Origin of the sequence: Pseudomonas sp. AP42, assembly GCF_001728935.1 — a bacterium.
Lineage (GTDB): Bacteria > Pseudomonadota > Gammaproteobacteria > Pseudomonadales > Pseudomonadaceae > Aquipseudomonas > Aquipseudomonas lactis.
The window spans coordinates 1-9996 of the sequence record NZ_LYSO01000168.1 but is presented as its reverse complement, the minus strand read 5'-3'; the positions used below and the strand labels follow the sequence as shown (position 1 = coordinate 9996).

Annotated in this window: 9 protein-coding genes; 4 read left to right on the top strand and 5 right to left on the bottom strand. The window is 60.9% G+C overall.

What is annotated here, in order from left to right; genetic code table 11:
* Nucleotides 1–73 precede the first annotated feature (73 nt).
* The gene (locus A7K61_RS29400; RefSeq protein ID WP_034135455.1) at nucleotides 74–1285 is read right to left on the bottom strand and encodes an MFS transporter; all 1212 of its coding nucleotides are present in this window, start codon (nucleotides 1283–1285) and stop codon (nucleotides 74–76) included.
* Nucleotides 1286–1387: 102 nt separating this feature from the next.
* On the opposite strand from A7K61_RS29400, the gene A7K61_RS29395 reads away from it, so the two are divergent.
* Nucleotides 1388–2209, top strand: coding sequence for a helix-turn-helix domain-containing protein (locus tag A7K61_RS29395; protein ID WP_047710713.1), 822 nt, complete (start codon nucleotides 1388–1390; stop codon nucleotides 2207–2209).
* Here the strand turns inward: A7K61_RS29395 and A7K61_RS29390 are convergent.
* Both A7K61_RS29390 and A7K61_RS29385 read right to left on the bottom strand, forming a co-directional pair.
* Nucleotides 2202–3392, bottom strand: coding sequence for an MFS transporter (locus tag A7K61_RS29390; RefSeq protein WP_069558927.1), 1191 nt, complete (start codon nucleotides 3390–3392; stop codon nucleotides 2202–2204). The two genes, A7K61_RS29395 and A7K61_RS29390, sit on opposite strands and share 8 nt — an antisense overlap.
* On the bottom strand, nucleotides 3389–4411 hold the full coding sequence (locus A7K61_RS29385; RefSeq protein WP_069558926.1) for an alpha/beta hydrolase: 1023 nt from the start codon (nucleotides 4409–4411) through the stop codon (nucleotides 3389–3391). The genes A7K61_RS29390 and A7K61_RS29385 overlap by 4 nt, the downstream gene beginning before the upstream one ends.
* Nucleotides 4412–4574: 163 nt before the next feature.
* On the opposite strand from A7K61_RS29385, the gene A7K61_RS29380 reads away from it, so the two are divergent.
* On the top strand, nucleotides 4575–5498 hold the full coding sequence (locus tag A7K61_RS29380) for an AraC family transcriptional regulator (protein WP_069558925.1): 924 nt from the start codon (nucleotides 4575–4577) through the stop codon (nucleotides 5496–5498).
* Here A7K61_RS29380 and A7K61_RS29375 read toward each other — a convergent pair.
* Together A7K61_RS29375 and proP are read right to left on the bottom strand one after the other, a co-directional pair.
* The gene (locus tag A7K61_RS29375; RefSeq protein ID WP_032892101.1) at nucleotides 5473–5979 is read right to left on the bottom strand and encodes a GAF domain-containing protein; all 507 of its coding nucleotides are present in this window, start codon (nucleotides 5977–5979) and stop codon (nucleotides 5473–5475) included. The two genes, A7K61_RS29380 and A7K61_RS29375, sit on opposite strands and share 26 nt — an antisense overlap.
* A gap of 53 nt (nucleotides 5980–6032) precedes the next feature.
* Nucleotides 6033–7535, bottom strand: a complete 1503-nt coding sequence (proP, locus tag A7K61_RS29370; RefSeq protein ID WP_032892100.1) for a glycine betaine/L-proline transporter ProP — start codon at nucleotides 7533–7535, stop codon at nucleotides 6033–6035.
* A 325-nt stretch (nucleotides 7536–7860) separates the two neighbouring features.
* Between proP and A7K61_RS29365 the strand changes: the two genes are divergently transcribed.
* Both A7K61_RS29365 and A7K61_RS29360 read left to right on the top strand, forming a co-directional pair.
* Nucleotides 7861–8391 carry a GNAT family N-acetyltransferase gene (locus A7K61_RS29365; RefSeq protein WP_069558924.1) on the top strand — a complete coding sequence of 177 codons (531 nt, stop codon included), beginning with the start codon at nucleotides 7861–7863 and terminating at the stop codon, nucleotides 8389–8391.
* A 143-nt stretch (nucleotides 8392–8534) separates the two neighbouring features.
* The gene (locus A7K61_RS29360) at nucleotides 8535–9938 is read left to right on the top strand and encodes an MFS transporter (protein WP_069558923.1); all 1404 of its coding nucleotides are present in this window, start codon (nucleotides 8535–8537) and stop codon (nucleotides 9936–9938) included.
* Nucleotides 9939–9996 lie beyond the last annotated feature (58 nt).

The window sequence follows — 9996 nt, the reverse complement described above, 5'->3', positions numbered from 1 at the left end:
GCTCGCTTCGCATCGTGGTTACCGTTGAGCGCTACAGAGTTGTGTCGATACCTATTTGGGGCCCCGCAACCGATCAAACGCCTTTAGTCGACGGCAACAGTACCGTGAGGATGCCCACCAACGGCAGGAACGAGCACAACTTGTACACGTATTCGATGCCGTGATGATCAGCGAGCATCCCGAGCAGCGCCGCGCCGATCCCACTGAAGCCGAACATCAGGCCGAAGAATATCCCGGCGATCATGCCCACATTGCCCGGCACCAATTCCTGGGCAAACACCACGATGGCCGAGAACGCCGAGGCGATGATAAAGCCAATGACCACGCTGAGTACGGCGGTCCAGAACAGGTCGACGTAGGGCAGAGCCAGGGTGAACGGTGCGGCGCCGAGGATGGAGAACCAGATAACCTTTTTGCGGCCGATCTTGTCGCCGATCGGGCCACCGGCAAAGGTGCCCACGGCCACTGCGCCGAGGAACAGAAACAGGTACATCTGCGAGCTGGCTACCGACAGCTGGAATTTCTCGATCAGGTAGAACGTGAAGTAGCTGGTCAGGCTGGTCATGTACCAGTATTTGGAGAACACCAGCACGGCCAATACCACCAGGGCGAAGGTCACGCGGCCTTTGGACAAGCCGTGGGTCGCCTGGCTGCCTTGCTTGAGCTTGAACAGGTTGAGGTGGTGGCGGTACCAGCGGCTCAAACCGTACAGCACCAGGATGGCGAACACCGCGAACAGGCCGAACCAGGCAATGTGGCTTTGGCCGTAGGGAATGATGATCGCCGCCGCCAGCAATGGGCCGAAGGCGCTGCCGGTGTTGCCGCCGACCTGGAAGGTCGATTGCGCCAGGCCGTAGCGCCCACCGGAGGCCAGGCGTGCGACGCGGGAGGTTTCCGGGTGGAAGGTCGATGAGCCCACGCCCACCAGCGCCGCCGCGAGCAATATCGCCGGGAAGTTGCCGACAAAGGCCAGCATCAAGATGCCGACCAAGGTGCACACCATGCCCGCCGGCAATAGCCAGGGTTTGGGGTGGCGGTCGGTGTGGTAGCCGATCCACGGTTGCAACAGCGAGGCGGTCAACTGGAAGGTCAGGGTGATCAGGCCGACCTGGGTAAAGCTCAGGCCGTAGTTGGCCTTGAGCATCGGGTAGATCGACGGCAGCACCGCCTGGATCAAGTCATTGATCAGGTGCGCCAGGGCACAGGCGCCCAGGACGCGCATGACTAAGGGGCTTACTTGCGGGCTGGTCGAAGGTGCGGCGGGTGACGCTGTGACTGTGGACATGCGGGCATTCCGTACAAGGCAGCTAACAGGCGTGGAGGCGGGCGGCGGTGATGTGAACCGCCACTCCATCTGGACTCGGCGTTTATGCTAGATTCGGCGCCAATGCCTGTCTCGCGCAATTCGGGCAGAAACCATCGCAAAAAGGGCGAAATGATCAAATCACTGGATAAATTTCTGCGAGAAATCGATGAGGGCGACTGGGCTGTCATCAGCTCGGCCACCGATTACCCCGAACACTGGGTGATCCCCGAACACAGCCACAACAAGCACCAACTGCTGTACGCCATTGGCGGTGTGATGGTGGTGTACTCGGCCCTGAGGCAATGGACGGTGCCGCCCAATCGTGGCTTTTGGATGCCTTGCGGTCAAGTTCACTCGCTGCGCTGCGTGGGTACGCTGCAGATGCGCAGCGTGTTCGTGCGCCCGGACAGCTTCCCCAACCTGCCGGCCGAGCCCAAGACGGTGACGGTCTCGCCGCTGCTGAGTGAACTGATCAAGGCCTCGGTGAGCTTGAAACCGCCGTATGCCGAGGATTCACGCGACGCGCGGATCATGCACCTCATCCTCGATGAACTGGCCATCCTGCCGGCCTTGCCGCTGTCTTTGCCCCAGCCTGCCGACCCACGCCTGAGCCCGATCTGCCTGGCGTTGCAGGACGAGCCGAGTGATGCCTCCACCGTCGCCGACTGGAGTGCGCGGTTGGGGTTGGACCAAACCACCATCCAGCGCCTGTTCCGCAAGGAAACCGGTATGACCTTCGGCCAGTGGCGCCAGCAAGCGCGGCTATTGCTGGCGCTGGAGCGCATTGCGGTGGGGCAGAAGATCATCGATGTGGCGTTTGAATTGGGCTATGAAAGCCCCAGCGCTTTTACCAGCATGTTCAAGAAACAGTTTGGCAAAACGCCGAGTCATTTTTTCAAGTAGTGCCGCTCGCCATGCGCGCATGAGCAGGGCGGCGCGATGCCAGGTAAGCCAGCAGCGTGGCGACTACCAGCAAGGCGGCGCTCAGCTCGAAGGTGGCCCGGTAGCCGCTCAAGTCGAATGCCACACCACCGACGGTGGCGCCGGCGGCAATCGCCAGCTGGATGATGGCGACCATCAATCCCCCGCCGGCCTCGGCGTCGTCGGGCAAGGCGCGGGCCAGCCATGTCCACCAGCCCACAGGCGCAGCAGTGGCCACCAGGCCCCAGCAGCCCAGCAGCACAGTGGTGGCAATCGCTGAACCGCCGAATGCCACCAGCGCAAGGGCGATGCCGGCCATGATCAACGGGATGGCAATCAGCGTCGGGTAGAGGTGGCGCTTGAGCAAGTGCTCAATCAACACCGTACCCGCCAGACCGGCCAGGCCGAGCACCAGCAGCATCAACGACAGTGTGGACACCTCGACCCGGGTCACGCCTTCCAGGAACGGCCGCAGGTAAGTGAACAGCATGAACTGGCCCATGAAAAACAGGCTGACAGCGCACATGCCCAAGGCCACCTTGGGGTTTCTCAGCAGGCGCAGTGCATTGCCGGTGTTCGCCGCGCCGCTGTGCTTGAGCGCCGGCAGGCTCAGCCACAGCCAGGCCAGCGCAATCACGGCCACCGGCACCACGCAAAAGAATGCGCCGCGCCAGCCAATCAGGCCGCCGAGAAAGCTGCCCAGCGGCGCCGCAATCACCGTCGCCAGGGCGTTGCCTCCGTTGACGATGGCCAAGGCCCGTGGCACTTGGGCGGGCTCGACCAGGCGCATTGCCGTGGCCGCCGACAGCGACCAGAAGCCGCCAATTGCCACGCCAATCAACGCGCGACCGAGCATGAACACCGCGTAATTCGGTGCGAACGCCACCACGCTGCCCGAGACGATCATCAGCAGCGTCAAGGCCATCAGCAGGCGCTTGCGATTCATCCGCGCGGCAACCGCTGCGATCACCAGGCTGGTGAGCAGGGCAAACACCCCGGACACGGAAATGCCCTGGCCGGCCTGGCCTTCAGTGATCTGCAAGTCAGCCGCCAGCGGTGTCAGCAGGCTGACCGGCATGAACTCGGAGGCGACCAAGGCAAACGCCGCCAGCGACATCGCCAGCACCGCGCCCCAGCGTTGCGGTTGAGGGGTAACGGAACTCACTGCAAGTGGCTCTGGAAGAAGGTGGAGAGCGTGTCAAACGGGATCAGTTCGACGCGGTCGTAAAGGTCTACATGGCCGGCGTTGGGGATGACCAGCAATTGCTTGGGCTCGGCGGCGCGTTGGTAGGCGTCTTCACTGAATTCTCGGGAGTGCGCGTCGGCCCCGGTAATTAACAGCAGCGGGCGCGGCGAGATCGTCTCGATATCGTTGAAGGGGTAGAAGTTCATGAACTTGACGTTGCTGGTCAGCGTCGGCCGGGTGGTGGTTTGCGATGAGGCGCCTGCTGGGGTGACTTCGCCGCGCGGGGTACGGTAGAAGTCGTAGAACTCGTCGCCGACCGGATCGCCCGTGAGGCTCTGCGGCGTGCCACCGGTGTAGAGGGTCTCACCGCCCTGGAATTCTACATAGCGCTGGTTGGCGGCCTGGCGCAGGATCTGCTGGCGCTGTTGCAAGGTCATGCCGTGCTTGAGGCCATTGCGGTTGGCCGCGCCCATGTCGTACATGCTGACCGTGGCGATTGCCTTGAGACGCGGATCGATCTTCGCCGCACTGATCACGAAACTGCCGCTGCCACAAATGCCGATGGCACCGATGCGTTCCCGGTCGACCTGTGGGCGAGTGCCGAGAAAGTCCACGGCGGCGCTGAAGTCTTCCACGTAGAGGTCGGGCAACACCGCGTTGCGCGGCGTACCGGCGCTTTGGCCCCAGAACGACAGGTCCAGGGACAGGGTCACGAAACCCTGTTCAGCCATTTTGGTGGCGTAGAGGTTGGCGCTTTGCTCTTTGACGGCACCCATCGGGTGGCCGACGACAAGGGCTGCGTGCTTTGAGCCTGGGGCCAGGTGCTTGGGCACGAACAGCGTGCCGGCGACCTGCATGCCGTATTGATTGTTGAAGGTGACAGGTTCGGCCGTCACTGCGTTGCTGCTGTAGAAGTTATCCGCACCGTTGGACATATCGGCTCCAAATGAAGAAAGAGAAGTCACCAGCAAACCCAGAGCGAGCAAGAGGCGTTTCATAGGGATGTTCCTTGTGAAGTGTCCGCACATTTTCCGGGTGACGGCAGGGCTTCTGTAGTGCATTTGAGTGGATTACTTGCCTGATCCTCTGAGTTTCAGTGCCAGGTGACGACGCCCGTGGCTTGCGCGGGTAAAGTGCAATGAAGCATTGAAAGGGTCTGTCATGACGTCCACTGCCACCCCATTGAACGCGCTGATCCAGTCGATTGGTTCGCGCACGCCGTCGCCCGGCGACTACGCCATGCCGATCCCCGGCCTGGGCTTTTATCGGCGTGAGCAACCCGCTGCGCCGGTGGTGTGCATGGTTGAGCCGTGCATCGTGCTGGTGGCCCAGGGCGAGAAGCAGTTGTGGGTGGGCGGCGAGGGCTACCCCTACGACACGTCCCGGTTCCTGGTGACATCGCTGGACATCCCCGCCAATTCCGAGGTGCTGGCGGCCAGCCCCGAGCAGCCGTGCCTGGGGCTGACGTTCAAGCTGGACCTGCGCATGCTCACCGAGCTGATCGCCCAGGGTGGCCTGCCGCCGGTGCGTGAGCGTGCGGTCATGAAGGGCGTGGGGATCGGCACGGTCACCGACGGCATGCTGGCCGCGTTCGCGCGCCTGGTGGCGTTGCTGGATGAACCCGAAGCCATCCCGGTACTCGCGCCCTTGATCCAGCGCGAGATTCATTACCGGCTATTGAAAAGCGACCAGGCCGGCCGATTGCGCCAGATCTGCTCGGTGGACGGCCAGGGCTATCGGATTGCCAAGGCCATCGACTGGCTGAAGTTGAATTTCGACGCCGCCCTGCGGGTGGAAGAGCTGGCAGCGCGGGTACAAATGAGCGCGGCGACCTTTCACCATCACTTCCGGCAACTGACCGCGATGAGCCCGCTGCAATACCAGAAATGGCTGCGTTTGAATGAAGCGCGTCGGTTGATGTTGAACGAGCACCAGGATGTCTCCAGTGCCGCGTTCAAAGTCGGGTATGAGAGCCCGTCGCAATTCAGCCGTGAGTACAGCCGGCTGTTTGGGGTGCCGCCCAAGCGCGACATGGCAACCCTGCGGGGCAGGGCGGGTGTCAGTGGTCCGCCGGGGTCAGATTAGCGTAGAAGATGCAGCCAATCAGCCGGGCGAACAGGCTCAGGGTTTCCGGCAGGTTGGGGTCGTCGAACAACATGGCCCGTGAGTCCAGCGCACACAGCGCGCCGAACAGGCGGCCATCGGGCAGGAAGATCGGCGCGCCGGCGTAGCTTTCGATGGCGTATTGCTTGACCACCGGGCGCGCCGCGAAACGGCCGTTCTGGCTGATCTGAGGAATGAACAGGGTGTGCGGGTTGATACAGAACTCACTGCACAGGGTGGTTTCGAGGTCGAGTACGTCGTCGACGTTGATGCCCATTTGCAGCGGGTCGTAGGCCGAACACACCACCCATTCCTGGTCGGTGAACTTGGCGATGCCGGCGAATCTCATCCCGGTCAGGCGGGTGACCAGCTTGAGGATGTTGGTGGTTGCTTCAATTTCGGCAATGGCGGCGCGCTCGTCTGCGCTGAGTAACCTGTGTGCGGCGGTGACGCTTGAAACCATGCTTTACGCTCCAATGGCGTGGTCGCAGGCCGCGACCACGCACAGTCAGGATATTAATTGATGCGCGGGTGTTGCTGTACCAGGTTTTCCCGCTTGGTTTGCAGCGCGGCAATCTCGGCGTCGATGTCTTCGATTTTCTGCTCGATATTGTCGTGATGCTCCTGCAGCAGCTCCTTGGCTTCTTCCATGTCGGAAGCTGCCGGGGCCGCGCCACGCAGGGGCTTGTTGGCGGTTTCCTTCATGGTCAGGCCCGTGATCAGACCAACCACTGCGAACACCATCAGGTAATAAGCGGGCATGTACAGGTTGTTGGTGCTCTCCACCAGCCAGGCCACCGCAGTGGGCGTGACACCGGCGATCAGTACCGAGACGTTGAAGGCACTGGCCAGGGCGCTGTAGCGCAGGTGGGTGGGGAACATGGCTGGCAAGGTCGACGCCATCACGCCGATAAAGAAGTTCAGCACTACCGCCAGAATCAACAGGCCGCCGAAGATCAGGCCGGTCTTGCCGCTGGTGATCAGCATGAAGGCCGGGATCGACAGGAACAGCAGGCCAATACTGCCGGCGATGATGAACGGCTTGCGGCCGATCTTGTCGCTGACAAAGCCAATGAACGGCTGCACGAACAGCATGCCGACCATGATTGCGATGATGATCAGCACGCCGCTGTTTTCGGCGTAGTGCAGGTTGTGGGACAGGTAGCTGGGCATGTAGGTGAGCAGCATGTAGTAGGTCACGTTGGTAGCCGCGACGATACCGATGCAGGTCAGCAGGCTGCGCCAGTGCTTGGTGGCGATTTCCTTGAACGAGACTTTAGGGCCGTGGCTCAAGCCTTCGCGGTCACCTTGTTCGAGTTTGTCGACATGCTGTTGAAACGCCGGGGTCTCTTCCAGCGCGTGGCGCAGGTACAGGCCGATGATGCCCAGGGGCAGGGCGAGGAAGAACGGCAAGCGCCAGCCCCAGGCCTCGAATTCTGCTTCACCGAGCACGGTGGAGATCAACACCACTACACCCGCGCCGAGGACGAAACCGGCGATGGAACCGAAGTCCAGCCAACTGCCAAGGAAGCCGCGCTTGCGGTCCGGGGCGTATTCAGCCACGAAAATCGACGCGCCGGTATACTCACCGCCCACCGAGAACCCCTGGGCCATTTTGCACAGCAGCAACAGGATCGGCGCCCAGATGCCAATGGAGGCATAGCCGGGGATCAAGCCGATGGCAAAGGTGCTCAAGGACATGATTACGATGGTGGCGGCGAGGACTTTTTGCCGTCCGTACTTGTCGCCCAATGCGCCGAAGAACAGGCCGCCCAGCGGGCGAATCAGGAAAGGTACGGAGAAGGTGGCCAGCGCTGCGATCATCTGCACGCTGGGGGAAGCGTCAGGGAAGAACACCTTGCCCAGCACATAGGCGACAAAGCCATAGACGCCAAAGTCGAACCATTCCATGGCGTTGCCAAGTGCGGCAGCGGTGATCGCCTTGCGCATCTTGTTGTCGTCGACAATGGTGATGTCTTTCAATCCGATGGGTTTGACGCGTTTTTTACGTAGTTTCATGCGGGCCACTCAAAAGCTGAACAGGGGAGGTGCCATCGCTACGATGGCACCGCTCTGTCAGTTCAGATACAAGTGGACACGAAATAATTCACCGCTTTGTGTATTTTTTCTCGCATGGGATGAAACGTCGGTTTTCGAGGCTTATGCATCACTAGCGGCAAAACAGATCAAATGTGGGAGTTGCCGAGCCCCGGCGAGGCGACGAAGGCGGCGGTACTGTTGGCATTTGTGTTGACTGAGCTATCGCCATCGCGGCCTCGCTAAAGCTCGAGCGCTCCCACTGGGGTTGTCATTGTCAGTCAGGCAAAACAGGGAAGTCATTCATATGCCAAGCAGCCATTCACGCCTTACCTACCGCCAACCACAGGCCGCAGACGTTCAGCGATTGTTCGCGATCTTCGGTGATCCACAGACCCACTTGTTCAATCCTGCCGGCCCGCTGCCCAACCTGGATGCGGCACAACGGCTATTGGATCACTGGCTTGAGCAATGGGCATCCCAGGGTTACGGCTGGTGGGCGATTGCCCGCAAAGAGAGCCCCGAATACATCATCGGGTTTGGCGGCATTGCGCCGCTTAACTATCTGACGCAGCGGCGCATCAACCTTGGCTATCGCCTGGCCGTCGAGGCCTGGGGGCAGGGGTATGCCACTGAACTGGGGCGGGATGCCCTGGCGCTGGCGTTCGACACCCTGTCTTTACCGGAAGTGTTCGGTTTGGTGCGGCCGGATCATGCTGCGTCGATCCGCGTACTGGAAAAACTGGGCATGCAACGTTTCGGCTTGCTCGACGATGTACCCGGCCAAGCGCCCAGCCTGGTGCTCAGGGTTTGTCATCCTACAACTGCGCAGCTCTGACATTCTCATATTTCACATGAATCATAGATAAACGGCAGTCTTTGCGATTGACACTGCGTGGGCGCCCCGATATAAAACTCGTAGTTGTACGACGACATATGACGTTACATATGTCCTACCTAACAAAAATAAAAAGTGATGCCATGAATCTGAACGAGCCCATCAGTGCCCTCCGTGTCGGCCAGGCGGTCGGCAGCTATCGCTGGACGATCTGCGCGATGCTGTTTTTCGCGACCACGGTCAATTACCTCGACCGCCAGGTGCTCAGCCTGTTGGCGCCGCAACTCTCGACGCAGTTTGGCTGGAGCAACACCGATTACGCCAACATTGCGGCGGTGTTCCAGTTTGTCTACGCCATTTCCATGCTGTTTGCCGGGCGCTTCGTTGACAAGATCGGCACCAAGGCCGCCTACGTGGTAGCGATTGGTATCTGGTCCACCGGCGCTATCATGCATGCGTTTGCAGTACCGATGGGCGAGGGTATCGCAGCCGTCAGTGGTGCCATCGGCCTGGCGGTGATCCCGGTGTCGATCGCCGGCTTTATGCTTTCACGGGCGGTGTTGGCGATTGGCGAAGCGGGTAACTTCCCGATCGCGATCAAGGCCACTGCCGAATATTTCCCCAAGAAAGAACGCTCCCTGGCCACCGGCATCTTCAACTCCGGCGCCAATGTCGGCGCGATCCTGGCGCCCATCTGTGTCCCATTGATTGCCGGCCTGTGGGGTTGGGAGGCGGCGTTTATGGTCATTGGCATGCTCGGTTTTGTGTGGGTAGCCGTGTGGGCCGCCGTGTACGAAAAGCCGGAACAGCAAAAACGCCTGTCGCCTGAAGAACTGGCCTACATCCGCAGCGACCAGACCGTACAACCGTTCACCCCGGCGCCGACGGGCAGCGCTGTGAAGAAAGTCTCCTGGTTCAAACTGTTGACCTACCGCCAGACCTGGGCGTTTGCCTTTGGCAAGTTCATGACTGACGGCGTGTGGTGGTTTTTCCTGTTCTGGCTGCCCACCTACCTGTCTGCCCAATACGGCATGAAAGGCGCCGATATCGTGATGCCATTGGCGGTGCTGTACAGCATGACCATGGTCGGCAGCATTGGCGGCGGCTGGTTCCCCAGCTACTTCATGGCGCGCGGCGATGCGCCCTATGACGGGCGCATGAAAGCCATGCTGGTGATTGCGCTGTTCCCGCTGGTGGTGTTGCTGGCGCAGCCGCTGGGTTACCTCAGCTTCTGGGTGCCGGTGCTGCTGATCGGCGTGGGCGCCTCGGCACACCAAGCGTGGTCATGCAACATTTTCACCACCGTGTCCGACATGTTCCCGCAGAAAACCGTGGCCTCGGTGGTCGGCATTGGCGGCATGGCCGGTGGCTTGGGCGGCGTGCTCATGACCAAGATCGGTGGTTGGGTGTTCGACTATTACAAGTCCATCAACGACATCCATACCGGCTACATGATCATGTTCGCCATCTGCGCCCTGGCTTACCTGGTGGCCTGGAGCGTGATGAAGACGCTGGTGCCGCGCCACAAGGAAATCACTGACCTGTAGCTTTAATGCGACGCCGCTTGCTCCCGATACAACTGTTTGGGCTGTAGCAGCAAACGCT